Annotated in this window: 27 protein-coding genes; 17 read left to right on the forward strand and 10 right to left on the reverse strand. The window is 71.5% G+C overall.

Translation table 11 applies throughout. The features are described 5' to 3' along the window. Positions 1-7 precede the first annotated feature (7 nt). A complete protein-coding gene (locus ACIP8Z_RS17400; protein ID WP_030321987.1) occupies positions 8-925 on the reverse strand; it encodes a MurR/RpiR family transcriptional regulator in 918 nt (305 codons plus the stop codon). A 112-nt stretch (positions 926-1037) separates the two neighbouring features. Between ACIP8Z_RS17400 and ACIP8Z_RS17405 the strand changes: the two genes are divergently transcribed. Both ACIP8Z_RS17405 and ACIP8Z_RS17410 read left to right on the forward strand, forming a co-directional pair. Beyond that, on the forward strand, positions 1038-1394 hold the full coding sequence (locus ACIP8Z_RS17405; RefSeq protein WP_402084159.1) for a hypothetical protein: 357 nt from the start codon (positions 1038-1040) through the stop codon (positions 1392-1394). Positions 1395-1428: 34 nt separating this feature from the next. After that, the gene (locus ACIP8Z_RS17410) at positions 1429-1701 is read left to right on the forward strand and encodes a DUF4031 domain-containing protein (protein ID WP_402084161.1); all 273 of its coding nucleotides are present in this window, start codon (positions 1429-1431) and stop codon (positions 1699-1701) included. A gap of 98 nt (positions 1702-1799) precedes the next feature. On the opposite strand, the gene ACIP8Z_RS17415 is transcribed toward ACIP8Z_RS17410, so the two are convergent. The 6 genes from ACIP8Z_RS17415 to ACIP8Z_RS17440 all read right to left on the reverse strand — a co-directional run bounded on the left by ACIP8Z_RS17415 (position 1800) and on the right by ACIP8Z_RS17440 (position 6820). Beyond that, positions 1800-3152 carry a hemopexin repeat-containing protein gene (locus ACIP8Z_RS17415; RefSeq protein ID WP_402084163.1) on the reverse strand — a complete coding sequence of 451 codons (1353 nt, stop codon included), beginning with the start codon at positions 3150-3152 and terminating at the stop codon, positions 1800-1802. 77 nt (positions 3153-3229) lie between these two features. Then, complete coding sequence (locus ACIP8Z_RS17420; protein WP_402084166.1) at positions 3230-3463, reverse strand: hypothetical protein; 234 nt, start codon at positions 3461-3463, stop codon at positions 3230-3232. Positions 3464-3531: 68 nt separating this feature from the next. Continuing rightward, on the reverse strand, positions 3532-3741 hold the full coding sequence (locus ACIP8Z_RS17425; RefSeq protein ID WP_383861805.1) for a hypothetical protein: 210 nt from the start codon (positions 3739-3741) through the stop codon (positions 3532-3534). A gap of 62 nt (positions 3742-3803) precedes the next feature. Then, on the reverse strand, positions 3804-4013 hold the full coding sequence (locus ACIP8Z_RS17430; RefSeq protein WP_402084168.1) for a hypothetical protein: 210 nt from the start codon (positions 4011-4013) through the stop codon (positions 3804-3806). A gap of 50 nt (positions 4014-4063) precedes the next feature. Next, on the reverse strand, positions 4064-4216 hold the full coding sequence (locus tag ACIP8Z_RS17435) for a hypothetical protein (protein ID WP_402084171.1): 153 nt from the start codon (positions 4214-4216) through the stop codon (positions 4064-4066). A 105-nt stretch (positions 4217-4321) separates the two neighbouring features. Further along, a complete protein-coding gene (locus tag ACIP8Z_RS17440) occupies positions 4322-6820 on the reverse strand; it encodes a S8 family serine peptidase (RefSeq protein ID WP_402084173.1) in 2499 nt (832 codons plus the stop codon). A gap of 559 nt (positions 6821-7379) precedes the next feature. Here ACIP8Z_RS17440 and ACIP8Z_RS17445 point away from each other — a divergent pair. Continuing rightward, positions 7380-7841 carry a BTAD domain-containing putative transcriptional regulator gene (locus tag ACIP8Z_RS17445; protein WP_402084175.1) on the forward strand — a complete coding sequence of 154 codons (462 nt, stop codon included), beginning with the start codon at positions 7380-7382 and terminating at the stop codon, positions 7839-7841. A gap of 37 nt (positions 7842-7878) precedes the next feature. On the opposite strand, the gene cpt is transcribed toward ACIP8Z_RS17445, so the two are convergent. The 3 genes from cpt to ACIP8Z_RS17460 all read right to left on the reverse strand — a co-directional run bounded on the left by cpt (position 7879) and on the right by ACIP8Z_RS17460 (position 10525). After that, the gene (gene cpt / locus ACIP8Z_RS17450) at positions 7879-8400 is read right to left on the reverse strand and encodes a chloramphenicol phosphotransferase CPT (RefSeq protein WP_402085278.1); all 522 of its coding nucleotides are present in this window, start codon (positions 8398-8400) and stop codon (positions 7879-7881) included. A gap of 73 nt (positions 8401-8473) precedes the next feature. Then, positions 8474-9682: a Cmx/CmrA family chloramphenicol efflux MFS transporter gene (locus tag ACIP8Z_RS17455; protein ID WP_402085280.1), complete on the reverse strand. Its 1209-nt coding sequence runs from the start codon at positions 9680-9682 to the stop codon at positions 8474-8476. 168 nt (positions 9683-9850) lie between these two features. Further along, a complete protein-coding gene (locus tag ACIP8Z_RS17460; protein ID WP_402084177.1) occupies positions 9851-10525 on the reverse strand; it encodes a hypothetical protein in 675 nt (224 codons plus the stop codon). 186 nt (positions 10526-10711) lie between these two features. Here ACIP8Z_RS17460 and ACIP8Z_RS17465 point away from each other — a divergent pair, with 186 nt between their 5' ends. The 14 genes from ACIP8Z_RS17465 (at position 10712) to ahcY (ending at position 26634) form a co-directional block, all read left to right on the forward strand. Further along, complete coding sequence (locus ACIP8Z_RS17465) at positions 10712-12148, forward strand: MFS transporter (RefSeq protein ID WP_402084180.1); 1437 nt, start codon at positions 10712-10714, stop codon at positions 12146-12148. A gap of 103 nt (positions 12149-12251) precedes the next feature. Then, positions 12252-13421, forward strand: a complete 1170-nt coding sequence (locus tag ACIP8Z_RS17470) for a trans-sulfuration enzyme family protein (protein WP_402084183.1) — start codon at positions 12252-12254, stop codon at positions 13419-13421. Positions 13422-13521: 100 nt separating this feature from the next. Further along, on the forward strand, positions 13522-14061 hold the full coding sequence (locus ACIP8Z_RS17475; RefSeq protein ID WP_402084185.1) for a MaoC family dehydratase: 540 nt from the start codon (positions 13522-13524) through the stop codon (positions 14059-14061). 77 nt (positions 14062-14138) lie between these two features. Continuing rightward, the gene (locus ACIP8Z_RS17480) at positions 14139-14987 is read left to right on the forward strand and encodes a class I SAM-dependent methyltransferase (RefSeq protein WP_402084188.1); all 849 of its coding nucleotides are present in this window, start codon (positions 14139-14141) and stop codon (positions 14985-14987) included. Continuing rightward, positions 14984-16027, forward strand: coding sequence for a class I SAM-dependent methyltransferase (locus ACIP8Z_RS17485; protein ID WP_402084190.1), 1044 nt, complete (start codon positions 14984-14986; stop codon positions 16025-16027). The genes ACIP8Z_RS17480 and ACIP8Z_RS17485 overlap by 4 nt, the downstream gene beginning before the upstream one ends. A gap of 25 nt (positions 16028-16052) precedes the next feature. Then, a complete protein-coding gene (locus tag ACIP8Z_RS17490; RefSeq protein WP_402084193.1) occupies positions 16053-16946 on the forward strand; it encodes a diiron oxygenase in 894 nt (297 codons plus the stop codon). A 31-nt stretch (positions 16947-16977) separates the two neighbouring features. Further along, entirely contained in the window at positions 16978-17865 is an 888-nt protein-coding gene (locus tag ACIP8Z_RS17495) for a hypothetical protein (RefSeq protein ID WP_402084195.1), read from the forward strand. A gap of 1 nt (position 17866) precedes the next feature. After that, positions 17867-18304 carry a holo-ACP synthase gene (gene acpS, locus ACIP8Z_RS17500; RefSeq protein ID WP_051820623.1) on the forward strand — a complete coding sequence of 146 codons (438 nt, stop codon included), beginning with the start codon at positions 17867-17869 and terminating at the stop codon, positions 18302-18304. A 19-nt stretch (positions 18305-18323) separates the two neighbouring features. Next, positions 18324-18575, forward strand: coding sequence for a phosphopantetheine-binding protein (locus ACIP8Z_RS17505; RefSeq protein WP_402084198.1), 252 nt, complete (start codon positions 18324-18326; stop codon positions 18573-18575). After that, on the forward strand, positions 18572-19903 hold the full coding sequence (metK, locus tag ACIP8Z_RS17510) for a methionine adenosyltransferase (RefSeq protein ID WP_402084201.1): 1332 nt from the start codon (positions 18572-18574) through the stop codon (positions 19901-19903). Before ACIP8Z_RS17505 ends, metK begins: the two co-directional genes overlap by 4 nt. 3 nt (positions 19904-19906) lie before the next feature. Next, the gene (locus ACIP8Z_RS17515; RefSeq protein WP_402084204.1) at positions 19907-20890 is read left to right on the forward strand and encodes a carbohydrate kinase family protein; all 984 of its coding nucleotides are present in this window, start codon (positions 19907-19909) and stop codon (positions 20888-20890) included. Next, positions 20887-24372: a methionine synthase gene (gene metH, locus ACIP8Z_RS17520; RefSeq protein WP_402084207.1), complete on the forward strand. Its 3486-nt coding sequence runs from the start codon at positions 20887-20889 to the stop codon at positions 24370-24372. Before ACIP8Z_RS17515 ends, metH begins: the two co-directional genes overlap by 4 nt. After that, entirely contained in the window at positions 24369-25244 is an 876-nt protein-coding gene (gene metF / locus ACIP8Z_RS17525; RefSeq protein WP_402084209.1) for a methylenetetrahydrofolate reductase [NAD(P)H], read from the forward strand. The genes metH and metF overlap by 4 nt, the downstream gene beginning before the upstream one ends. Continuing rightward, positions 25237-26634 (forward strand): adenosylhomocysteinase, encoded by a 1398-nt coding sequence (gene ahcY, locus ACIP8Z_RS17530; RefSeq protein ID WP_402084211.1) that lies wholly within the window; start codon positions 25237-25239, stop codon positions 26632-26634. Before metF ends, ahcY begins: the two co-directional genes overlap by 8 nt.

Below are 26634 nucleotides of genomic sequence, written 5' to 3' on the forward strand. Positions count from 1 at the left end.
GTGGTCGTCAGCGGGTGCGGGGTGAGTGGCGGTGGGCCAGGGCTTCGTACGAGGCGGCGAGGGCAGGGGCCGCCGTCTCGTACGTACGCTGTGTGACACAGGTGAACAGGCAGTCCACGACCAGGAGTTGGCTGGTCCGGGACGACATGGCCGCGGGGCGCAGCTCGCTCTCGCGGGCGGTGGAGGTGGTGAGGACGTGGTCGGCGTACTGGGTGACCGGCCCGTCCGGGCGGCCGGTGATCGCTACCGTCGTGGCCCCGTGGTCGAAGGCGACCCGGAGCGGTTCTATGACGTCGCCGGTCGAGCCGGAGTGGGTGATGGCGATGGCGACGTCGCCGGAGCGGAGCTGCACGGCGTTGGTGACGGCGAGGTGCGGGTCGCTGTGGGCGTGGGCGATGAGGCCGATGCGGAGGAGTTTCTGGCCGAGGTCCTGGGCGACGAGGCCGGAGGCGCCGATGCCGTAGATGTCGATGCGGCGGGCGGTGGCCAGGGCGGCGACGGCGGCGCCGAGCTGGACGGTGTCGAGTCCGGCGGCGGTGTCGGCGAGGGTCTGCTGCTCGTCGTAGGCGAGCTTGGCGACGACGTCGGCGATCGGGTCGTCGACGGCGATGTCGGCGGTGACGGCTGGGGCGCGGCCGGACTGCTGCTGGGCGGCGAGCCCGGCGAGGGCGAGCCGGAGGTCGCGGTAGCCGGGGTAGCCGAGGAGGCGGGCGGTGCGGACGACGGTCGCCTCACTGGTGCCGGTGAGCTCGGCGAGGCCGGTGACCGTGAGCGCGGCGCAGCCGGCGGGGTCTCCGGCGACGGCTTCGGCGACCCGCTGCATCGAGCGGGTCATGGACGGCGCGAGGGTCCGCACCTTGGCCGCGAGCGCGGCGGGGGCGGGGGGTGCGTCGCCCGTGAAACTTTCCTTCACTTCATTGGTCACGTCTGAAAGATACTTTCGGAGGGGTGGTGCGACAAGACCCCGTCGGTCCCGGATCGGGGAGGGACCTTCGGCCCGTTCCCTGGGTGCGCTCGACCGGGGTGACAATGGGTGCATGGACGACATCGACCCCGTGGAGCAGGCGCTGCACGCCGCTCGCGCCCTGGTACTGGCCGACCTGGTGGCCCGCGAGGTCGCCGCCGCCGAGGTGGTGTCGATGGTGGAGGATTCGGTGACCCACCGGCGCTGGTGGGTCGAGCAGTGGCCCGAGGGTCTGACGTACGTCGCCGGTCTCGTCGCCCAGGACGTCCAGGACGCCCTGCTCGAACGGTACGGCCGCTGGCCGCTCTGCCCGGTCTGCTCCACCGGCGACCCGCACGCCCTGGACGTGGAGCCCGAGCTGGGGCCCGACCCGCACTGGGTCTGCGGGAAGCAGGGTGTCGTGGTCGCGCCGGTGGGCGGTCTGAAGTGAACACCGGCGGGGCCGACACGAACGGGGACACCGCGTGACCCTCTACATCGACCCGCCCACCTGGCCGGGCCACGGCCGCATGTGGTCCCACCTGGTCAGCGACGTCTCCTTCGAGGAGCTGCACACCTTCGCCGCCTCGATAGGCGCTCCGCCGCGCGCCTTCGAGCGGGACCACTACGACATCCCCTCCGACCGGTACGCGGACGCCGTGGCCGGCGGTGCGGTCGAGGTCGGGTCGAAGGAGCTGCTGCGGCGCCTCACGGCGGCGGGGCTCCGACGGCCGAAGGGCCGGCCGGCATCCGCCTGACGGTGTGCGGTCCAGCGCGATGACGTTCAGGGCGGCGGACGGTCTTCAGCGCGGCGACGTTCAGCGCGGCGGACGGACTTCAGGGCGCCCGGCGGTGCTCAGGGCAGCCGGGTGACACCGATCTGGATGTGGAAGTGGTCCTGGTGGGCGGCGCGGAGCTTGGCGTTGTCGGTGCCGGGGGCGGCGTCCGGGGCGTAGTCCGGGTAGATCACGAAACCGGTGCCGCCGAGTTCCGGCATGGGCCACTTGTTGGCCCGGCCGATCGCCGTCGCCTCGCACTCGAAGGTGGCGAACCGGAAGACGGTCGTGAAGAGCCCGTGCCCGAGCGGGTCCACGGCGGGGTCGATGCGGACCTTGACGCCGGGCGGGCGTGGCAGGTTGCCCCAGTCCTTCTTCACCGACCGGGTGAACGCGGTCCCGTCCGACTGCCCCGTGATGCCCGAGAGATCGAGCGCGCGGCCCTGGTTGTGACAGTCCTTCAGGTTCGGCCCGCCGTGGCCGATGCCGAGGTGGAGGAGTTCGGCGACGTCCGGCGCCGAGGAGTTGATCCAGCGGGTCAGGCGGTACAGCGCGATCAGCATCCGCTGGTCGAGGTTGTCGATGACCGCGGACGCCGGCGCGATCTGGTTCGTGTAGCGGACGCCGCCGAACGTCGGCGGGCTCACCACGACCCGCTGGGCGGGCGTCGGTGCCACGATCCCGGACGGTCCGTCGACGAACGCCGGGCTCTTCAGGGTCACGAGGCCCCGCCGGATCAGGTCGGCCATGAGCTTGTTCGCCTGGTCCGGAGTCAGTACGCGGGCGGGGGCCACGGCTCCGGACGGGGTGGGCGCGAGACGGAAGGAGGCGTCCAGAGGACCGCTCGCGTCCACCCGGTCGGCATCCACGTCGAAGCGCTGGAACTGCCCGCCGCGGAAGAAGTAGGCGAAGCGGCCGCCGGGGTTCACGGCGGCGTCCACGCCGTCGGGGGTGAGGCCCGTCCAGTTGCCCGCGATGGGGCGGGGGTAGTCGGGGTCGACCCGGTCCGCGGTCATGTCGTACCGGACGTAGGAGTCGCCCTTGAAGAGGTACAGCTTGCCGTTTCCCCAGTTCACGGCCGCGTCGATGCCGGTACGCCAGTCGGGGCCGCCGTCGGCTCCGGTGGGCAGACCGGGCCATCCCTCTTCGAGGGTGAAGTGGGGTGGCAGGTACTCGGCCTCCACGCCGTCCGCGCTCTCGTCGGTCGGGTTGTCGTAGCGGACGTAGGTGCTGCCCAGGAACGCGTACGCCTTGCCCGCGCCCCACCAGACGAAGGCGTCCGGCGAGCGGGGGAGGCCGGGCCAGTTGGAGACGGGCAGCCCGGAGTCCTCGCGGAGACCGGTGACCGCGTCGTACCGGTCGTACGTGTCGTCGTCGAAGAAGAGGTATGTCTTGTCGTTCGGCCAGGAGACGGCCGACCTCAGTGTGGCCATGGTGGTCTCGGCTCCTTCCTGCGGGGACGGGCCGCCGAGCAGGACCCGTCCCTTCCCTTTCCCTCACAGGACGCTTGTCACAGGACACCGGTCCACCGGCAGCCCGTGGGAGCGCAGCTCCAGCCGCGGCCGTAGCCGTGGACGAGTGCCGCGGGGTCCGCGGGCAGAGCCCCGTAGTTGCCTCTCGGCTGCTTGTGCACCGGTTCCGATTTCCCGGTCTTCTTGTCCAGGAAGAGAACGACGATGCGGTACGGCTGGTAGTGCTCCCGCCGGTTCACCGCCGGTGCCTGGATCGGCAGATCGAGTCGCATGGCGTTTCCTCAGATCGGGGGCCGGGCCGGCACCGGGCGGATGCCCGGCGACGGCCCGGCCGAGTACGTCAGAACGGGAACAGGTCGTCGATGCCCTGGCCCAGCATGCTCAGGAGCCCGCTGGCGGCGGCGCCGCCCTCGGTGGCACCGGATCCCTCGACGTGCCGTCCGCGCCGGACCGGTGCGGACTGGTGGGGCAGCTGCAGTCGGAGCTGTCCGGGAGCGGACCGGCGGGAGGTGCCGGTGTCGGTGTTCGTCTCGTGGGTCTCGTCGAACATCACGTACTCCTTTCCCTGCTTCTTCTGTCTGCGGGCCTTGTGCCCGCAGAGGCTTGTGCGGGTCAGAACGGCAGGATGCCGTCGGCGAGGTTGCCGATGATGTTGAACAGTCCGCTGGCGGCGGCGCCGCCGTCGCCGGCACCGGATCCCTCGACGTGGCGTTCGCGGTGGACGGGTGCGGACTGGTGGGGCAGCTGCAGTCGGAGCTGTCCGGGAGCGGACCGGCGGGGGGCGCCGGTGTCCGTGTCCGGAGCGAGGGTCTCGTCGAACATGGTGGTTTCCTCTCCTCGGTGTCGTGGATCCGGTCGCGGATCCGCGTGGATCAGACGTAGACGCCGCCGCCCGCGTAGCACATCTGCCGGGCAGGGCCCGTCAGGGTGGCGCAGGAGGACAGGGCGGCCTCGACGCCGGAACCGGTACCCGGGGCCTCGCTCCCGGGGGCGTCGCGGTGGACGGGGCGTACTTGGAGCGGCATGGCTCCTGGGCGGTTGCGCGGGGTGTGCCGGTGGTGTGGAGTGCGCCGGGTGTCCATGACGGTTTCTCCTCTCGATGGTCGGCGGGACCTCGGGCCGTGGGGGCTTCAGAAGGAGCCGAGGAACGTGTGGACCGGGGCGAGGGTGACCGGCAGCTCGTCGCTCACGTCGATGGTGAACAGGTACGAGAGCCGGGACCTGCGTTCGTCCTCCGGGTCGTAGAAGGTCACGGTCACGTCCTGGCAGTCCGAACCGACCCTGCAGTACGGACTCTTGGTGACGGTGATGGTGTCGAGCGCGTACAGGTTCTTGGTGGAGCCGGGCACCCTGCTCGCGGACAGCAGGCCTTCCGCGATCTTGTCGCCGAACAGGAAGGCGTTGGTGCCCATGTAGTTGAGCGCGCGGTCGGCGGAGGTCTGGCCGAGGTTGCGGAACTGGTAGTAGATCTTGTCGAGGAACGCCCGGATGGTCAGCTTCAACTCGGCCTCGTCGCGGACCTGTACCTTGCCCTGCTTCTTCTTGTCCTCGGGTGTCTGGACCTCGGCGTCCTTCGTGACCTCGGTGAAGACGGAGTCGACGAGCGCGGCTTCGTTCCACGTGTACAGGCCTCGGCTCTTGACCTCGACCACCGGCACGATCTGGCCGGAGTAGAGGCGCGTGGTGCGGTTGGTGAGGACGCCCGGCACGGAGACGCGCGAGATGTACCCGTCGCGTTCCTCGGCGTCCTCCGGGTTGAGGGCCTGGCCCGCGATGGCGTCGCGGAACACCCGGTAGACCGTCGACACGGGCGGATTGGCGAACAGGCGGAACAGATCGGCGTCCGTCCTGCCCTGCTCGGTGGCGATCCGGATCGGCGACTTCCGCTCCTTCGCGACCTGCACCGGAGGGACGAGCGCCTCGCTCCAGTCCACGCCCGCGGAAGGCTCGGCCTCCAGCGCGTACACCGTGGCGCCGTCCATGGTGAGGGTCCAGGTGAGCTTGTCGGAGACCCAGGGGGCGGTCGCGAGGTAGTCGCGGAGCTGGCGGGGGCTGTAGGGGTCCGGCGACTGCTCGACCGGCTTGCCGTCGACCTCTGTCACGAAGAACGGCATCTGCTGCCGGAAGCTGTCCCGGCGGGCCTCGGTCGGGTAGTCGAAGCCGATGGTGCCGATGACGTAGATCAACGGACGCGGGGACGAGCCGCCGCTGCCGCCGCAGCTGCACGCGGCGGGATCGCCGCCGCAGCCGCACGAGGGGCGCACTCCGGCACCTGTTGAGACGGAGGGGGCGTGAACAGGGGGCGCAGTAGCACTCTGTGAGGAGACCGGGGCGGCGGCCTGGACCGGAGTGGCGGCCTGCATCGAGACGGCCTGGACCGGAGCGGCCTGGACAGGGGCGGCGGCCTGGACAGGGGCGGCCTGGACCGGAGGGGCCTGGACCGGAGGGGCCTGGACAGGGGCGGCGGCCTGGACAGGGGCGGCCTGGACCGGGGGCGGTGTCGGCGGGGCCGGCGGGGTCGGGGGCGGCGCCCCGCCGTCCGCGGTGATGCCGGCCGCTACGGGTGGGGCCGCCGGCGCGGGAGCCATGGGCTGTGCGGGTGCGGGGGCCGCTGGTGTCCCGTAGGGCGCGGGAGTCTCGTACGCGGCCGGGGCGACCTGCGGCGCCGGGGCCTCGGACGGCGTGGGAGCGGCTGCGGGAGTGGTCACGGCTTCCTCCTCGTTCCTGTCGTTCCAGTGGGTCCTGTCGTTCCTGGTGATGAGGGCGTGCGCCCGGACGGCGTCCAGGCTGCCGCCGAGCCCTCGGCGGCAGGCCGGGGCGTCCGGGTCGGCACAGTCGGGGGCCGTGGCGGTCGTGAGCACCGCCTGGCCCGCGGCGGCCGGGTCCGCCGGTCCGCCCGCGGCCAGCTGGGCCGCGACGAGGAGCGCCGCGGTGCCGGCGACGAGCGGGGTGGCGAAGCTGCTCCCGGTGAGGGCGGCGAGCCCGCCGCCGGGCGCGGCCCCCTCGATGTCCTGGCCGGGGGCGAGGACGCCGTGGCCGCGGTAGTCGGCGCCCCAGTTGCTGATGTCGAGCGGCCGGCCGTCGGCCGCGGCGGCGCCGACGGCCAGCACGGAGGGGACGGCGGCCGGGACCTGGTGGGTGTCGGCGCCGTCGTTGCCGACGGCGGAGACGACCAGGACTCCCCGGTCCTCGCAGAGCCGCAGGGCCCGGGCGAGAAGGGCGTCGGCCTGGTCGGCCTCGGTCCGTTCGCCGCCGCTGATGTTGATGACGTGCGCACCTTCCTCGACCGCGCGCTCGATGGCGCGGGCCAGGTCCATCTGGGGCACCCGGCCGTCGCCGCCGTCCCGGAAGACGGGAAGGATCAGGCCGCGGCAGCGCGGGGCGAGCCCGGTGACGGGGCTGCCGGGCGTGCCGAAGATCAGGCTGGTGACGTGGGTGCCGTGCAGGGACATCGGGCCGGTGCCCGCGGGCTCCTGCACCAGGGTGTCCAGACGCGTAAGATCCGCGCCGGCCAAGCAGGGGTGGGACAGGTCCACGGGGCCGTCGAGCACGGCCACGCACACCCGAGGGTCGCCGAACGGCTCGTCGGGCCGAGCACGGAGCTCTCCCAGGACTGCCCGAGGCTTCATCTCGGACCTGCTTTCCGTGCCCGTGGGCACCGCGTGCGGAAAGGCTTGTCGATCCGACCGTGGGGTGCCGTCGTGGGCGGTTCGTCACCCGGAATGTGCAAGCGGCGTCGCCGGAGCGTTTCCGGGCCGTTGCCGGAGCGTCCCGCGGGCCGTTTGTCCGCCGGTCAGGCCGGGGGCGCGGCGGTCCCCGCCGTGCTCCTTTCCGCCGTCCGGACGGCCGGGACGGCGCGGTGGACCCGTACGACGGGGGCCGGCGCAGCCGGACGCGCGGATGCGTGATCCACCGGCCGGTTGCACAGTGAGGGATGTGTCATCGAACGGCGTATACCTCGAACTGCTCGGCACTTTCGAGCTCTCATACGCCGGATGCCGCATCCCCCTCCCAGCAGGTGCGCAGCGCCTGTTGGCGCTTCTCGCCCTGAACACGGCGGGAGGTGTCCACCGGGGTGCGGCAGCCGAGCGACTCTGGCCCGACTGCAGCCCCAGCAGAGCTTCGGCGAACCTCAGGACCGCGCTGTGCCACGGCCGGCGCGCGGGTTCCGTGACCACGGTGGAGTGTGTGGACCACCGGCTGCGGCTGGCCCCGGTGGTCGAGGTCGATCTGCACACCATACGGGGCCTGGCGCAGGGCGCGGTGGCGGACGCCCCGCCGCCCGACGACCCGGAGCCGCTGGTGGCGAAGCTCGGCGAGGAGCTGCTGCCGTCCTTCCCGGACGAGTGGCTGCTCCTGGAGCGGGAGCGCTGGGACCAGGTGCGGCTGCACGCGCTGGAGAGTCTGGCGCAGCGGCTGCGGCGGGACGGCGAGTATCTGGCGGCGCTCCAGACGGCGCTGACCGCCACCCAGATCGACCCGATCCGGGAGACGGCGCACCGCATCCTCATCGAGATCCACATCGCCGAGGGCAATACGGCGTGCGCGGTGAAGCGCTACAAGGAGTACCAGCTGCTGCTGCGGCGGGAGTTGGAGGTCGAGCCGTCGCCGCTGATGACCCGCCTGGTGCAGGATCTGACCTCGGCGTGAGGCGTACGGGCCGGGCGGCGGGGGGCCGCGGCGCGGGTCAGACCACGTGGGCCGCGATGGCCCGGGCGCACTGCAGCGACTCGGTGTGAGTGGTGTCGACCTCGACGTCGTAGACGACGCCCCGGTGCACGATGTCCGCCTGCTTCGCGGCCATTCCGGCGACGCGGTCGCCGCGTGCGGTCTCGCGGCCCTCGGCGACGGTGCTGTCGCACCGGACGCCGACCCAGAGCACGTCGAGGTCGCCGACGAAGGTCCGCCAGCGGTCCTGCGCGGCCGCCCCGCCGAGGAAGACGTCGTCGATGATGACGCGGGCGCCGGCGCGGGCCATGGTGACGACACCCTGGGCCCAGGCGCCTTCGAGGGCGCGGAAGTCGGCGCCGATGTCCACTCCGCCGTCGGCGTCGAACGCGATGCCGCCGTCGGAGCTCTGCATCCTGAGGGGCATCGCGTCGATGAGCGAGTCGACGCCGAGCGCGAGCCAGGGGTCGGGGAGTACGGCCTGGAGGCACCGTACGATGCCGGACTTCCCCGCACTGGAACCGCCGTTGAGAATGATCATCCGTGTGGTCACCGCGCCACCGTACGGCGGTGGGGGCGCCGTACGGAAAGGATTTCGGCCGACGCCGGGGGCGTCAGCGGGACGCGGTCGTCACGGCCTTCTCGGCCTGCGGGGTGCCGGAGGTCACCACGCGGGACGGGGACCTGTGGAGTTTCAGGGCCAGTGCGGCGGTCAGCAGGCCGACGGCGGTCATCGCCGCGCCCGCCCAGGCCGTCGAGGCGAAGCCGAGGTCCGCGTCGATGACCGTGCCGCCGAGCCAGGGGCCGCCCGTGTTGCCGAGGTTGAAGGCGGCGGTGGTGGTGGCGCCCGCGAGGGTGGGGGCGGCGCCGGCGACGTTGAACATGCGGGCGTTGAGGGCGGGGGCCGTGTAGAAGGCGGAGACGCCGAGGAGGAAGGTCAGGACGATCGTGGCGACCGGGCTGGAGGCGAAGAGGGCCAGGGCGACCAGGAAGACGGTGGAGGCGGCGATGCCGGTGAGCATCACGCCGAACAGGCGGGCGTCGGCGACCCGGCCGCCGATCGTCGTACCGATCACGGCGCCGATGCCGAAGAGCCCGAGGACGCCCGAGACCCAGCCCTTGTCGAGGCCGGACACGTCGGTGAGCAGCGGGGCCAGGTAGGAGAAGGCGCAGAAGACGCCGCCCGCCGCGAGGGCGGTGACGACGACCGAGAGGAGGACCTGGCGGTCGCGGTAGATGGCGACCTCGCTCGTGAGGCGGGGCTTCGTCTCGGGCAGGGGGATGCGGGGGATGCGGGTCACCACGCCGACGAGGGCGATCGCGGACGCGAGGCCGACGGCCCAGAAGGCGGAGCGCCAGCCGAGGTGCTCGCCGAGGAACGCGCCGGCCGGGACGCCGAGGACGTTGGCGATGGAGAGGCCGCCGATCATGACCGCCATGGCGCGGGCGCGCGAGCCGACCGGGACCATCGCGATGGCCACCGCCGCGCCGACCGCCCAGAATCCGGCGCAGGCGAGGGCGCTGACGACGCGGGAGGTGAACAGGACCGCGTAGTTGGGCGCGAGGGCGCCGGCGATCTGGCCGAGGCCGAAGACGGTGATGAGGGCGATGAGGGTGGTCTTGCGGGGGAGGCGGAGGGTGGCCACCGCGAGGAGGGGGGCGCCGACGACCATGCCGATCGCGAAGGCCGATATGAGGAGTCCGGCGCGGGGGATGGAGACGTTCATGTCCTCCGCGATGGACGGGAGGAGTCCCGACAGCATGAACTCGCTCGTGCCGAGGGCGAAGACGGACAGGCCGAGGATGTAGACGGCCGGCGGCATGCGGGTGGCGGTCGTGGTCGGCTCGGTGCCGCTCGTGGGGCGGGCGGCGGCGGGCTGCGGGGGCTCGGCGGAGGGAGACGGCATGACATGGGTCAACCGGTCGTTCGTTCCTGTCATTCCTCGATCGCCGGAGATCTCGGCATATGGGACAGGGCGAGGCCACCGGCCTCATCCGGTACCGGACGTGTCCGTCAATTCAGCGAGCTCGCGTTCCAGATTCTCCCGCGCCTTCTCCTCCCAGACCGCCGCCCCGTAAGGCGTACGGAAAAGGCGGGGCAGGCCGAGGAGTTGGCGGAGGACCGCCGCGCGGCCTGCGCGGAAGGCGTCGTCGGGGACGAAGCCGTACTCCTCGCGGACCGCCGCCGTATACCCCCTGTACGTATCGGGACCGGTCGCCAGGATCGCGAGGTCCGCGTCGCAGAGGGTCTCGCCGTTCAGGTCGCCCGGGGCCGGGTCGTGAGTGACCGTCAGGCGGACCAGGCGGGCGACCTCCGCGACCTCGTGCGGGGTGAGTCCGGCCTCGGTGAGCGCCTTCTCGGCGAGGACCGCCGAGCGTTCCTCGTTCTCGGAGCGGTCGGGGCGGTAGACCGCGTCGTGGAACCAGGCGGCGAGCCGTACGAGCTCCAACTCCCCGCCCTCCCCGCCCTGGTCGGTGAGTTCGTCGATGCGGGCGAGGACCGCCCGGAGGTGGTCGACCGTGTGGTAGCGGCGCTGCGGCTCGGCCCAGCGGGCCAGCAGGTTGCGGCCGTACGGGGTGGGGTCGGGGCCCTCCCGGCCGGCGCGGGCGGCGTGCAGGGTGGAGTTCCAGCGCTGGAGCAGCTCGGGGTGTTCCTCGGCGGTCATGGGGGCATTCTGCCTGGCGCGCGGGCCGGAAGGCTCGCTTCCCCCGCGTTCTCGGCAGCGCTTTCCGCTCACCCTTACATACCCCCCACGGGTATGCTACGGTGCACCGCACAGGTACCCCCTAGGGGTATGCCCCGAGTTCCGATCGGACCGCTCGGGGGCCGCAGCGAGTGAAGGGTCAGGGCAATGTCAACCGTCAATCCCCGGCGCTGGTGGGCACTTGTCGTGCTCGCCGCCGCGCAGTTCATGGTCATCATGGACACGTCGATCATCGGGGTCGCGCTCCCGGAGATGCAGAAGGACCTGGGCTTCTCGCAGAGCGAGCTCCAGTGGATCTTCAACGCCTATGTGATCGTCTTCGGCGGCCTCCTGCTCCTCGGCGGACGCCTCTCCGACCTCGTCGGAGCCCGCAAGATCTTCGTCGCCGGCTGGGCCGTCATGATCGCCGGGTCGGTCCTGGCCGCCGCCGCGCAGACCGCCTGGGTCGAGATCGCCGGCCGCGCCGTCCAGGGCGTCGGCGGTGCGCTCATCGCGCCCTCCGCCATGACCCTGCTGATGATCCTCTTCATGCACGACCCGAAGGAGCTCGGCAAGGCGATGGCGCTCTACGGTGCCGCCGCCCCGGCCGGCGGCACCGCGGGCGTCTTCCTCGGCGGTGTCTTCACCGAGTGGATGAGCTGGCAGTGGGTCTTCATCATCTACATCCCGATCGGCCTCGCGACCCTCGCCGCCACCAAGCTCCTGCCGGACGTCGAGTCCCGCCGCGGCTCCGTCGACATCCTCGGCGCCGTCGCCGTCACCGCGGGTCTCGCGCTCGCCGTCTTCGCCGTGGTCCGCGCCCCCGAGGTCGGCTGGGGCTCCACCGGCACGATCCTCCAGCTGATCGGCGCCGCCGCCCTCCTGATCCTCTTCTTCGTGATCCAGAAGAGCATCAGCGAGCCGCTCATGCCGCTCAGCGTCTGGCGCGTCCCGCGCCTCGGCTCGGCCAACCTGGCCATGACGCTGCTCGGCGCCGCCTGGATCCCGATGTGGTACTTCCTCAACCTGTACCTCCAGCAGGTCCTGGGCTTCGGCGCCTTCGAGTCCGGTGCCGCCCTGCTCCCGATGACCGTGCTCCTCATGATCTTCATGACCGCCATCACGGCCCGGCTCATGATGAAGGTCGGCGCCAAGCCGCTCATCGCCGGCGGTCTGCTGGTCCTCGCCGCCGGCCTGGTCTGGCTCGCCGCCGTCCCGCCCACCGGCTCCTTCCTCGTCGACGTCCTGCCGGCCTCGCTGGTCGCCGCGCTCGGCATGTCCCTCGCCTACATCCCGACGATGATGACCGCCATGTCCGGCGCCCCGCAGGAGCAGGCCGGTCTCGCCTCCGGCATCGTCAACACCACCTACAACGTCGGCTCCGCGCTCGGTCTCGCCGCGCTGACCGCCGTCGCCATGTCCCAGGGCGCCGACCGGCTCGGCAACCTGCCGAAGCTGACGGACGGCTTCTCGTCCGCCTTCATCGGCGCCGCGATCATCGCCGCCGTCGGCGGTGTGATCACCCTCCTCGTCATGAAGAGCGACAAGGCGGTCGCGGCCGAGGCCGCCGCCCCCGCGCCGCAGGGCGAGAAGGTCTCCGCCTGACCCCCGCCCCGCAGGGGCCGCCCGATGTCCGCCCCCGGACGTCGGGCGGCCCCTTTTCGTCTCCCGTGCCCGCATCCCGTACAGCATCCGGAAAGGACCTCCCGTGGAACTCAGCACCCGCGCCGTCCACGTCGTCAACGAGCCGCTCCCGCCCGGCAGCCGGCCGCTCTCCGTGCCCCTCGTGCAGTCCTCCGCCTTCGCCTTCGAGTCCGCCGCCGAGCTCGCCGACGCCATGGCGGGACCCGACGGGGCGTACGTCTACAGCCGCCGCGGCAACCCGACCGTACGGGCGCTTGAGCAGACCCTCGCCGGTCTTGAGGGCGGCGCCGGGGCCATCGCCTTCGCCTCCGGGATGGGCGCCGTCAGCGGCGTCCTGCTCGCCCTCCTGCGGCCCGGCGACCGCGTGGTGGCCCAGCGCTGCCTGTACGGCGGGACCCATGCCGTCCTCGCCGACCTGGCCGAGCGCTACGGGATCGAGGTCGTACGGATATCCGGCGACGATCCGGCGGAGTTCGAGGCCGCCGCCACGCACCCCGCCACCCGGCTGCTCCTCCTGGAGACCATCGCCAACCCCACCGGCCAGGTACCCGACCTGCCGGGACTGCTCGCCGCCGCCCGCGCCCTCGGGGTCGTCGGCCTCGTCGACAACTCCCTCGCCTCGCCCGTCCTGTGCCGGCCCCTGGAGCACGGCGCCGACATCGTCGTCCACTCCACCACCAAGTACCTCTCCGGGCACTCGGACGTCCTCGGCGGCGCCGCCGTCTTCGCCGACGACGAGCTGCGCCGCCGGATCTGGCCCCGCACGGTCGAACTCGGCGCCTGCGCCGACCCGTTCGCCGCCTGGCTGACCCTGCGCGGGACGCCCACCCTGCCGCTGCGGATGCGCGCGCACTGTGCCAACGCCGCCGCCCTCGCCGAGCGGCTCGCCGCCCACCCCGGCGTCTCCGCCGTGCACTACCCCGGCCTCCCCGGCCACCCCTCGTACGAGCGCGCCCGCGAGGTGCTCGACGGCGGCGGCGGGCTGCTGTCGTTCGAGCTCGCGGGGGGCCGGGAGGCCGGCCGGGCCTTCATCGAGCGCGTACGGCTGGCCCGGCTGGCGCTCTCCCTCGGCGGCGTGGAGACCCTCGTGACCCATCCGGCGTCCACGTCCCACCGGGAGCTCGACGGGGCCGCCCTGGAGGCCGCCGGGATAGCCCCGGGGCTCGTACGGATGTCGGTCGGCATCGAGGACGTCGAAGACCTGTGGTCCGACGTCGAACAGGCCCTCGGGTAGCGCCCCTTGGGTACCTCTTTTGGGTTGACAAAATAAATGACTGATTCGTAGATTGGTGTGTGCCAGGGAAAGACCACTCCTAGGTCAAGGGGGGCGCACGATGCGCTACTTCGAGGACTTCCGGCCCGGCGACGTCCATGAGCTGGGCGCCGTCACCGTCACGGCGGAGGAGGTGCTGGAGTTCGGCAGGCGCTTCGACCCGCAGCCCTTCCACACGGACCCCGCGCGCGCGGAGCAGTCGCCGTTCCGGGGACTGATCGCGAGCGGATTCCACACCCAGGCGATGTTCATGCGCCGCTACGTCGACGGACTGCTCGCCTACAGCGCCTGTATGGGCTCGCCCGGCATCGACGAGGTCCGCTACCTGCGGCCCGTCCGCCCGGGCGACGTCCTCACCGCGCGCGTCGAGATCCTCGGCTCCACCCCGTCGCCGTTCAATCCCGCCACCGGCACCGTCAGACCGCGGTGCACCCTGGTGGCCTCCGACGGGACGGCCGTGTTCAGCATGATCCTGCACAGCATCTTCCGCCGGCGCCCCGCCGACTCCGAGGCCGACCATCTGTCGTCGATGCCCGCGGCCGAGGACCCCGTCGCCTGCGCGCGACCGGCCAAGACCTGTGTCCCGGTCCTGAGCGCCTGACGAACCGTCCTTCGTCGGGCCCCTGAACACGGCCGTCCGTATGCCCGTACATCCACCGAAGTGAAGGGGGACCTCCTGTGGAGGCCGTATCCCGCACCGCCCAGTGGACCGCCGCCGCGCGCGCCCTGGAGACCGAGCGCGAGGACCGGCTGTTCGCCGATCCCTACGCGCGCACCGTCGCCGACCAGATCGGCTTCGAACTGCTCGAGCGCTACGCGGGCGGCGGCACCGTGCCGTTCCTCGCCATCCGCACCACCTACCTCGACCGCGCCATCGTCCGGGCGGTGGAGGAGCGGGGCATCCGCCAGGTCGTCCTCCTCGCCGCCGGCATGGACACCCGCTTCTTCCGGCTGCCCTGGCCCGACGGCGTCACCGTCTACGAGCTCGACCGCCCGGCCCTCCTGGAGGCCAAGGCCGAGATGCTGGCGAAGGAGCCGAAGCCGGCCGGCCGCGACCGGATCACCGTCCCCGTCGACCTCACCCAGGACTGGACCGGCCCCCTCAAGGAGGCGGGCTGGAAGAGCGAGGAGCCCGTCCTGTGGGTGGTGGAGGGACTGCTGTTCTTCCTGCCCGAGCAGGCCGTACGGACCCTCATGTCGACGCTCTCCGCGCACGCCGCCCCCGGCTCCGTGCTGCTCGGCGACGTCATCTCCCAGGCCGCCCTGGAGAACCCGCTCGCCCGCGGCTTCATGAAGGCCCTGGAGGAGGACGGCAACCCGTGGCTCTTCGGCACCGAGGAGCCCGAGACGCTGCTCGCCGACTGCGGCTGGACCGTACGCGAGGTCAGGCAGCCCGGTGAGGACGGCGCCGACTTCGGCCGCTGGCCCTACCCGGTGCCGGCCCGCTCGGTCCCGCGGGTGCCCCGCTCCTTCCTGTTCACCTGCGACCTGCCGGGCGCGAACGGCTACGAGGGGGTGGCCGCGTGAGCGCCCACGACTTCCACCAGAGGGTCATCACCGACGCCGGGGCGGCCGTCCGCGGCCTGACCGTCTCCCTCGGCCGGCGCCTCGGCCTCTACCGCGCGCTCGCCGAGCGGGGCCCGCTCACCGCCGCCGCGCTCGCGGAGGCGACCGGCACGAACGAGCGGTACATCGAGGAGTGGCTGCACGCCCAGCTCTCCGCCGGATACGTCGAGCGGCACCCCAGCTCCCTCACGTACACGCTCCCCGCCGACCACGTCGAGGTGCTCGCGGACCCGAAGGCCGTCACGTACGCCGCCGGCTTCTTCACCGCCCTCAAGGCGCTGTACGCCACCGAGGACCTGCTCGTGGAGGCGTACCGCACCGGCGACGGGGTCGGCTGGGCCGAGCACGACGCGGCCCTCGACACCGGCATGGGCTCCTTCTTCCAGCCGACGTACGAGCACAAGCTCGTCGCCGACTGGCTGCCCGCCCTCCACCAGGTCACCGACAAGCTCGCCGCCGGCGGCACCGTCGCCGACGTGGGCTGCGGCGTCGGCCACACCACGCTGCTCATCGCGAAGGCGTTCCCGAACGCCACCGTGCACGGCTTCGACTACTCGGAGGAGGCCATCTCGATCGCCCGGGAGCTCGCCGAGGAGGCCGGTCTCTCCGAGCGGGTCGTCTTCGAGGTCGCCTCGGCCGACGACTACCCGGGCTCCGGCTACGACCTGGTCTGCTTCTTCAACGCCCTGCACGACATGGGCGACCCCGTCGCCGCCGCCCAGCACGTCCACAAGTCCCTGGACGCGGACGGCACATGGATGCTCGTCGAGTCGAACGTCTCCCCGCAGGACATCGACGTGCAGACGCCCGCCGCCCGCATGTTCATGGCCCTGTCCGCCGTCATGTGCCTGCCCGTCGCGGTCGCCCAGCGCGGCCCGCACGCGCTCGGCAACCACTCCGGCGAGAAGGCCTTCCGGGCCATCGCGGAGGAGGCCGGCTTCACCCGCTGGCGGCGTGCCACCGAGACCCCGGTGAACGCGGTCTACGAAGTCCGGCCCTGAACACCCGAAGCCTGGAGGAACCACCATGGGCGCCACCGCCCCCCTGCCCGTCACCGACCGCTTCATGGAGGTCCTGGAGCGGCTCAGCGAGCGCTCCGTCGAGGACTACTACAACCCGTACCAGACCTTCCAGTGGCCCGAGACGCTGGAGGAGAACCGCTTCTGGATGACCCCGGAGCTGCTCACCGTCTACGGCACCCGGCACTACGACGCCCTCGACGAGGAAACGCTTCAGCGCTTGTCGAAGTGGGAGTCCATCAACTTCTACAGCCTCAACGTGCACGGCATCCGCGAGCTCCTCATCGAGGTCGTCGGCCGCATCCACATGCCGGGCTTCGAGGTGCCCTCGGACTTCTTCCACCACTTCATCGGTGAGGAGAACGAACACATGTGGTTCTTCTCCGAGTTCTGCCGCCGCTACGGCCACAAGATCTACGGCTCCACCGCCATGCGCGCCGACGCCGCCTGGGAGCCCGAGGTCGAGAACTTCCTCGTCTTCACCCGCATCCTCTTCTTCGAGGAGCTCGTCGACCACTACAACTCCCGGATGGCGAAGGACACCTCGCTCTGCCACACCATCCGCGAGGTCAACCGCATCCACCACCAGGACGAGTCCCGCCACATCGCCTTCGGGCGCGAGCTGGTCTCCCTCCTGTACGGCCGGATGCGCCAGGCGGTGAGCGCCGAGCGGGTCCGCGAGGTGGAGGCGTACCTCAAGCGGTACGTCGTCTACAGCGTCAACTCCCTCTACAACCCCCACGTGTACCGGGACGCCGGCATCCCCGACCCGCTGGCCCTGCGCAACGCGCTGGTCGCCGACGAGAGCCGCCGCCCCCACGAGCGCAAGGCGATCCGCAAGCCGCTCGCCTTCTTCCTGAAGACCGGGATCTTCTCCGACGACACGCTGCCCGTCGTCTGAGCGACGCCCTCACCCGAGAGGTGCACCGACCATGACCGTGACGACCCCCGGAACCGTCGGGGACACGAGGGGCCTCCCCTCGATCGGACCGGAGGGGACCCGCCTGCTGCGGCTCCTCGACGACACCTTCGAGAGCTGGGGTGTGACCGCGGGCGCCCGCCCGATGACCATGCCCCCGCTCCTGCCGGCCGCCGACCTGGCGAAGCTGGACTACTACGACAACTTCCCGCACCAGGCCGTCCTCGCCGCCCCGCTCGACCTGGAAGGACGCCTCAGCGCCCCCTTCGACGGCGAGCACGGGCGGTGGCCCGCCGCCGCCCTCGAACCGGCCGGCCTCGGACTGCCCTCGGCGTCCTGCTACGCCGTCTACCTCGACCACCAGGGCAGCCGGGTCGCCGACGACACCCTCGTCACGATCTGCTCCTGGTGCTTCCGCAAGGAGACCCACTACGAGGGCATGCGACGCCAACTCGGCTTCCGCATGCGGGAGATCGTCGCCATCGGCGCGCGCGAGCACGCCGAGACGCACCTCGCCGACTTCACCGCCCGCATCCGGTCCTTCGCCGCGGCGCTCGACCTGCCGCTGACGAAGGAGGCCGCCTGCGACCCCTTCTTCGACAAGGGCGGCTCGAAGGCGCTCCTCCAGCGGCTCACCCCGGTGAAGTACGAGTTCCTGTACGAGGACCTGGCGATCGCCTCGGTCAACACGCACCGGAACTTCTTCGGCGACCGCTGCGACATCACCCTGGAGTCGACCGGCGGACCGGCCTTCACCAGCTGTGTCGCCTTCGGCCTCGAACGCTGGCTGTCCGCGCTGACCCGCCGCCACGGCGGCTGGCAGGCGGCGACCGAGGCGGTGCTCGACGCGAACGCCCGCACGCGGGCCGGTGCGAGTGGCGCGGCCGGGCCGGTGATCTGACGTGCCGGCCCGTCCCGCCGCCCCGCCGGCGGGCGGCCTGGGGTGGGCGAACCTCGGCATGGACATCGTGTCCGTCAACCGTGTCCGCAGGCTCCTCGCCCAGTACGGGGAGCGGTTCTTCGAGCGGATGCTCACCCCCGGCGAGCTCGCCGACTGCCGTACCTCCTCCGGTCTCGACGTACTGAGCCTGTGCGGGCGGATCGCGGCCAAGGAAGCGGCCTTCAAGACCTTACGGGTCAGGGGCAGGTTCCTGCCCTGGCCGGACATCGTGGTGCGGCGTTCCGAGGGCGGCTGGCCGCTCGTGGAACTGCACCGGGCGGCCGCCGAGATGGCCGCGGAGTCCGGCATCACCGAGATCACCGTGTCCATCAGCCACGACGTGGACTACGCGGTGGCGGTGGCCGCACCGATCATCGCGCCCGCCACACCCATCCATTAGCAGCTAAAGGAGAGCAACCATGGCCGACGGCCTGCAGACGGTGAAGAACTGGATCCTCGAGCGTCACCCCGAGCGCGACGACATCGCGTCCGACCTCGACCTGATCGAGAACCGGCTCATCGACTCGCTGTCCTTCGTCGAGTTCGTCTTCCTCCTGGAGCAGGAGAGCGGCACCGCGATCCAGATGGAAACCCTTGAGGTCGAGTCCATCCGCACCCTCGGTGCCATCGAGCAGCACTTCTTCAAGACCCCCGCGGAGGCCCAGGCATGAGCCGCCGCCTCTTCACCTCCGAGTCGGTGACCGAGGGGCACCCCGACAAGATCGCAGACCGGATCAGCGACACCATCCTCGACGCCCTGCTCGCCGAGGACCCGTCCTCGCGGGTCGCGGTGGAGACCCTGATCACCACGGGGCTCGTGCACGTCGCCGGCGAGGTGACCACGACGGCGTACGCGCCGATAGCGAAGCTGGTGCGCGAGGCCGTCCTCGACATCGGCTACGACTCCTCCGCGAAGGGCTTCGACGGTGCCTCCTGCGGTGTCTCGGTGTCCATCGGCGCCCAGTCGCCGGACATCGCGCAGGGCGTGGACACGGCGTACGAGTCCCGGGTGGAAGGCGCCGGGGACGAGCTGGCCGCGCAGGGCGCCGGCGACCAGGGCCTGATGTTCGGCTACGCCTGCGACGACACGGCCGAGCTGATGCCGCTGCCGATCGCGCTCGCCCACCGGCTCTCCCGCCGCCTCACCGAGGTCCGCAAGAGCGGCACCGTGCCCTACCTGCGCCCGGACGGGAAGACCCAGGTCACCATCGAGTACGACGGCGACCGCCCGGTCCGCCTCGACACGGTCGTCGTCTCCTCGCAGCACGCGGCCGACATCTCCGTCGAGGGCCTGCTCACCCCCGACGTGCGCGAGTACGTCGTCGAGCACGTCCTCAAGGAGCTCGTCGAGGAGGGCGTCAGCCTGGAGTCCGACGGCTACCGGCTCCTGGTCAACCCGACCGGGCGTTTCGAGGTCGGCGGTCCGATGGGTGACGCCGGACTCACCGGCCGGAAGATCATCATCGACACGTACGGCGGGATGGCCCGGCACGGCGGCGGCGCCTTCTCCGGGAAGGACCCGTCGAAGGTCGACCGGTCGGCGGCGTACGCGATGCGCTGGGTCGCGAAGAACGTCGTCGCGGCCGGCCTCGCCCGCCGCTGCGAGGTGCAGGTGGCGTACGCCATCGGCAAGGCCGAGCCGGTCGGTCTCTTCGTGGAGACCTTCGGCACGGGCACCCTGCCGGACGAGCGGATCCAGGAGGCCGTCAGCGCGGTCTTCGACCTGCGGCCCGCGGCGATCATCCGCGACCTGGACCTCAAGCGGCCGATCTACGCGAAGACGGCGGCGTACGGCCACTTCGGCCGTGAACTCCCCGAGTTCACATGGGAGCGCACGGACCGCGTGGAGGCCCTGAAGAAGGCGGTGCCCGCGCCGCAGGAGCGCGGCGGCGTCGAAAGGGAGAGCGCGCGCAGGTCGGCAGGAACGAGCGACCGAGCACGGTCGACCGTCGACGCCGACTTGAGCGCTCCGGAGGCGCAGAAAGAGGGAGGGGAGTAGGCCATGCGTATCGCTGTCACGGGATCCATCGCGACCGACCACCTGATGACCTTCCCCGGCTGGTTCAGCGAGCAGCTGCTCGCCGACCGGCTCGACCGGGTCTCCCTGTCGTTCCTCGCCGACAACCTGGAGGTCAGGCGTGGCGGAGTGGCAGCGAACATCGCCTTCGGACTCGGTGTCCTCGGCCTCCGTCCCGCCCTCGTGGGCGCGGTCGGCGCCGACTTCGAGCCGTACCGGGTCTGGCTGAAGGACCACGGTGTGGACACCGACTCGGTGCGCGTCAGCGAGTCGCTCCACACCGCCCGGTTCGTCTGTACGACCGACCGGGCCCAGAACCAGATCGCCACCTTCTACGCGGGGGCGATGGCCGAGGCGCGCGAGATCGACCTGCGGGAGGTCGTGGTGCGCACCGGCAGGCTGGAACTCGTCCTGGTCTCCCCGGACGACCCCGAGGCCATGCTGCGGCACACCCGCACCTGCCGCGACCTGGGGATTCCCTTCGCCGCCGATCCGTCGCAGCAGCTGGCGCGGCTCGACGGCGCGCAGGTGCGGGAGCTGGTGGACGGGGCGCGGTTCCTGTTCACCAACGAGTACGAGGCGGCGCTCCTCCTGGAGAAGGCCGGCTGGACCGAGGCGGACGTGCTGCGCCGGGTCGGCACCTGGGTCACCACCCACGGCGACGCGGGCGTCCGGATCAGGGGCGAGGGCCGCGAGCCGCTGGCCGTGCGGGCCGTGGAGGTCCCGGCGGTCGTCGACCCGACCGGCGTCGGGGACGCCTTCCGGTCCGGATTCCTCGCCGGCCGGCTGTGGGGCGTCCCGGAGCGGTGCGCGGCGCAGCTCGGCTGCGCGGTGGCCGCGACCGTCCTCGACTACGTGGGGACGCAGGAGTACCGCCTGCACCGGGAGTCGCTCCTGGACCGGATCCGGACGACGTACGGCCCCGGCTGCACCGCCACGCTCGTCACCCATCTGAGGGGGCTCACGTGACCGTCGTACGCAGGTCCCTGCGGGAGGAGTTCGCGCGGCGGGTCGTGGTGGCCGACGGGGCGATGGGCACGATGCTCCAGGCCGCCGACCCCACGCTGGACGACTTCCGCAACCTCGAAGGCTGCAACGAGATCCTCAACCTCACGCGCCCCGACATCGTCGCCTCCGTCCACGACGCCTACTTCTCGGTGGGCGTGGACTGCGTCGAGACGAACACCTTCGGGGCGAACCTGGCCGCGCTCGCCGAGTACGGCATCGAACACCAGGTGTACGAGCTGTCCGAGGCCGGCGCCCGGATCGCCCGCGCCTCGGCGGACGCGCACACGGCCGCCGACGGACGCCCCCGCTGGGTCCTCGGTTCCATGGGCCCCGGTACGAAACTGCCGACCCTGGGCCACGTCACGTACGAGCCGCTGCGCGAGGCCTTCCGGCAGAACGCGGAGGGCCTGATCCGGGGCGGCGCGGACGCCCTGCTCATCGAGACCTCGCAGGACCTCCTCCAGACGAAGGCGGCCGTCATCGGCGCCCGCCGGGCCCTGGACTGGGTCGGCGTGGACCTGCCGGTCATCGTGCAGGTCACCGTGGAGACGACGGGCACGATGCTGCTCGGTTCCGAGATCGGTGCGGCGCTGACCGCCCTGGAGCCGCTCGGCATCGACATGATCGGCCTGAACTGCGCGACGGGCCCGGCCGAGATGGCCGAGCACCTGCGGCACCTGTCCCGGCACGCCCGTATCCCGATCTCGGTCATGCCCAACGCCGGTCTGCCCGTCCTCACCTCCGACGGCGCCCACTACCCGCTGTCGGCTGCCGAACTGGCCGACGCGCAGGAGGCGTTCGTCCGCGAGTACGGCCCCGCTCTGGTCGGCGGCTGCTGCGGTACGACCCCGGAGCACCTGCGGGAGATCGTGGAGCGGGTGCGGGGCGCGGCCGTCCTCGACCGCCGGCCCGAACCGGAACCGGGCGCGTCCTCGCTCTACAGCCATGTGCCGTTCCGGCAGGACACCGCGTACCTGGCGATCGGTGAGCGGACCAACGCCAACGGCTCGAAGAAGTTCCGCGAGGCGATGCTCGACGGCCGCTGGGACGACTGTGTCGAGATGGCGCGGGACCAGATCCGCGAGGGCGCGCACATGCTGGACCTGTGCGTGGACTACGTGGGCCGGGACGGCACCGCGGACATGGCGGAGCTGGCCGGCCGGTTCGCGACGGCCTCGACGCTGCCGATCGTCCTCGACTCGACGGAGATCGGGGTGCTGCGGGCGGGCCTGGAGAAGCTCGGCGGCCGGGCGGTCGTCAACTCCGTCAACTACGAGGACGGCGACGGCCCCGAGTCGCGGTTCGCGCAGGTCACGGCCCTGGCGAAGGAGCACGGCGCGGCGCTGATGGCGCTGACCATCGACGAGGAGGGCCAGGCCCGCAGCGTCGCGCACAAGGTCGCCGTCGCCGAGCGGCTCATCGAGGACCTGACGGGGAACTGGGGGATCAGGGAGTCGGACATCCTGATCGACACCCTCACGTTCACCATCTGCACCGGTCAGGAGGAGTCCCGCAGGGACGGCATCCACACGATCGAGGCGATCCGCGAGCTCAAGCGGCTCCACCCGGACGTCCAGACCACCCTGGGCCTCTCCAACATCTCCTTCGGTCTGAACCCGGCGGCGCGGATCGTCCTCAACTCGGTCTTCCTCGACGAGTGCGTGAAGGCGGGCCTGGACTCGGCGATCGTCCACGCGTCGAAGATCCTGCCGATCGCCCGCCTGGAGCCGGAGCAGGTGGAGGTCGCGCTCGACCTGATCCACGACCGCCGCCGGGAGGGCTACGACCCGCTCCAGCGGTTCCTGGAGATGTTCGAGGGCGCGACGGCGAAGTCCCTGAAGGCCGGCAAGACCGAGGAACTCCTCGCCCTGCCCCTGGACGAGAGGCTGAAGCGCCGGATCGTCGACGGCGAGAAGAACGGCCTGGAGACGGACCTCGACGAGGCCCTCGCGTCCCGTCCCGCTCTGGAGATCGTCAACGAGATCCTGCTCGACGGCATGAAGACGGTCGGCGAGCTGTTCGGCTCGGGCCGGATGCAGCTGCCGTTCGTGCTGCAGTCCGCCGAGGTCATGAAGACCGCGGTCGCCTACCTCGAACCCCACATGGAGAGAACGGCCGACGGCGAGGGAGAGGTCGGCAAGGGCACGATCGTCCTGGCCACCGTCCGCGGCGACGTCCACGACATCGGCAAGAACCTCGTCGACATCATCCTCTCCAACAACGGCTACAACGTCGTCAACATCGGCATCAAGCAGCCCGTCTCCGCGATCCTGGAGGCCGCCGAGGAGCACCGGGCGGACGTGATCGGCATGTCAGGCCTCCTCGTGAAATCCACCGTGATCATGAAGGAGAACCTCCAGGAGCTGAACGGCCGCGGCCTGGCCGGACGCTTCCCCGTGATCCTCGGCGGCGCCGCCCTCACCAGGGCGTACGTCGAGCAGGACCTCCACGAGATCTACCAGGGCGAGGTCCGCTACGCCCGCGACGCCTTCGAGGGCCTGCGCCTCATGGACGCGCTCATGGGCGTCAAGCGCGGCGTCCCCGGAGCCGTACTGCCCCCGCTCAAGCAGCGGCGCGTTCCCAGGCGCGAGACCCCGCCGCTCGCGGCGGAGGTCCGGGAGCCCGAGCCGGCCGGCCGCTCCGACGTCGCCTCCGACAACCCGGTACCCGAGCCCCCCTTCCTCGGGACCAGGGTCGTCAAGGGCATCCAGCTCGCCGAGTACGCCCCCTGGCTCGACGAGACCGCCCTCTTCAAGGGCCAGTGGGGCCTCAAGGACGCCGAGACCATCGAGACGGAGGGCCGGCCGCGGCTGCGTGCCTGGCTCGACCGCCTCCAGACGGACCACCTCCTCGAAGCAGCCGTCGTCCACGGCTGGTTCCCCTGTGTGTCCAAGGGCGACGACCTGATCGTCCTGGACGAGGACGGAGGCGAGCGGACCCGCTTCTCCTTCCCCCGCCAGCAGCGGGGCCGCCGCCTCTGCCTGGCCGACTTCCACCGCGCGGAGGACTCCGGCGAGATCGACGCCGTCGCGATGCAGGTGGTCACCGTCGGCTCCCGAATCGGCGAGGAGACGGCGAGGCTCTTCGCCGCCGACGCCTACCGGGACTACCTCGAACTCCACGGCCTCTCCGTCCAGTTGGCGGAGGCGCTGGCCGAGTACTGGCACGCGCGGGTGCGCGCCGACTGGGGCATCGCGGGCTCCTCCGAGCCGGCGTCCCTGGACGGCATGCTCCGCACCGAGTACCAGGGCTGCCGCTACTCGCTCGGCTACCCGGCCTGCCCCGACCTGGAGGACCGGGCGAAGATCGCCGCGCTCCTGCGCCCCGAGCGGATCGGGGTGGAGCTGTCGGAGGAGTACCAGCTGCACCCCGAGCAGTCGACGGACGCGATCGTCGTCCACCACCCGGAGGCGAGCTACTTCAACGCGGGAGGCCGCGGATGAGCCCGACCCCCGTGGACCCGACGTTCTCGTTCGAGTTCTTCCCGCCGAAGACGGACAAGGGCGAGCGGACGCTGTGGGAGGCGATCCGCCGGGTCGAGGCCCTGTCCCCGGACTTCGTCTCGGTGACGTACGGCGCGGGCGGCTCGTCCCGCGACCGGACCATCGAGGTGACCAAGCGGATCGCGGCCGAGACCACCCTGCGCCCGGTCGCCCATCTGACGGCCGTCGGTCACTCGGTCGCCGAACTGCGGGGCATCATCGGCGCGTACGCGGACGCCGGGGTACGGGACGTCCTGGTCCTGCGCGGAGACCCGCCGGGCGATCCGCGCGGCCCGTGGACACCGCACCCGCGGGGATTCACGTACGCCCATGAACTGGTCGAGCTGGTCCGGTCGTCGGGCGACTTCCGGATCGGTGTGGCGGCCTTCCCGGAGGGCCACCCGAGGTCGGCGGGTCCGGCCGACGACCTGGCGCACTTCGTGGCCAAGTGCCGGGCGGGCGCCGACTACGCCATCACGCAGATGTTCTTCGACCCGGAGGACTATCTGCGGCTGCGGGACCGGGTCGCGGCCGCCGGCTGCGACACCCCGATCATCCCGGAGATCATGCCGGCCACCGACGTACGCCAGATCCGGCGCTTCGCGGAGCTCAGCGACGCCGCGTTCCCCGAGGACCTGGCGCACCGCCTGGAGGCGGCGAAGGACGACCCGGCGGCGGCGTACCGCGTCGGCGTCGAGCACGCGACCGCGATGGGCCTGCGGCTGCTCGACGAGGGTGCGCCGGGCCTGCACCACATCACGCTGAACAGGTCGACGGCGGCCCTGGAAATCCACCGAACCATCATGAGCGCGAGGAGCGTTGTCCATGTCTGACACTTTCACGGACCACAAGGTCGCCGACCTCTCCCTGGCCGCCTTCGGCCGCAAGGAGATCACGCTCGCCGAGCACGAGATGCCGGGCCTGATGTCGATCCGCCGCGAGTACGCCGGGACGCAGCCCCTGGCGGGGGCGCGGATCACCGGCTCCCTCCACATGACCGTGCAGACTGCGGTCCTCATCGAGACCCTGGTGGCGCTCGGCGCCGAGGTCCGCTGGGTCTCCTGCAACATCTACTCGACGCAGGACCACGCGGCGGCGGCGATCGCCGCCGCCGGCATCCCGGTCTTCGCCTGGAAGGGCGAGACCCTGGAGGAGTACTGGTGGTGCACGGAGCAGGCGCTGACCTGGCCGGACGCCGACGGACCCAACATGATCCTCGACGACGGCGGTGACGCCACGGTCCTGGTCCACCTGGGTGTCGAGTACCAGAAGACCGGCAAGCTGCCGGAGGCCGCCAACGAGGAACTGGCCGTCATGTGTGCGCTGTTGGAGAAGAGCCCGCTCGACTGGTCGACCCTCGCCGCCGGCATCCGCGGGGTGACGGAGGAGACCACGACGGGCGTGCACCGCCTGTACGAGATGCACCGCGAGGGCGCGCTCCTCTTCCCGGCGATCAATGTGAACGACGCCGTGACGAAGTCGAAGTTCGACAACAAGTACGGCTGCCGCCACTCGCTCATCGACGGCATCAATCGCGCCACCGATGTCCTCATCGGCGGCAAGACGGCCGTGGTCTGCGGCTACGGCGACGTCGGCAAGGGCTCGGCGGAGTCGCTGCGCGGCCAGGGCGCACGGGTGATCGTCACCGAGATCGACCCGATCTGCGCGCTCCAGGCGGCGATGGACGGCTACCAGGTCGCCACCCTGGAGGACGTCGTGGAGACGGCCGACATCTTCATCACCACCACCGGCAACAAGGACATCATCATGGCGTCCGACATCGCCCGCATGAAGCACCAGGCGATCGTCGGCAACATCGGCCACTTCGACAACGAGATCGACATGGCCGGCCTGGCGAAGATCCCCGGGATCGTGAAGGACGAGGTCAAGCCGCAGGTCCACACGTGGACGTTCGAGGACGGCAAGGTGGTGATCGTCCTCTCCGAGGGCCGCCTCCTCAACCTCGGCAACGCGACCGGCCACCCGTCCTTCGTGATGTCGAACTCCTTCGCCGACCAGACCCTCGCGCAGATCGAACTCTTCACGAAGACGGCCGACTACCCCGTCGGCGTGTACACCCTCCCCAAGCACCTCGACGAGAAGGTCGCACGCCTGCACCTGGACGCCCTCGGCGTACGCCTGACGACCCTCCGCCCGGAGCAGGCGTCGTACATCGGGGTCCCGGTGGAGGGCCCGTACAAGCCGGACCACTACCGCTACTGA

The organism is Streptomyces sp. NPDC088553 (assembly GCF_044752965.1).
Taxonomy (GTDB): Bacteria; Actinomycetota; Actinomycetes; order Streptomycetales; family Streptomycetaceae; genus Streptomyces.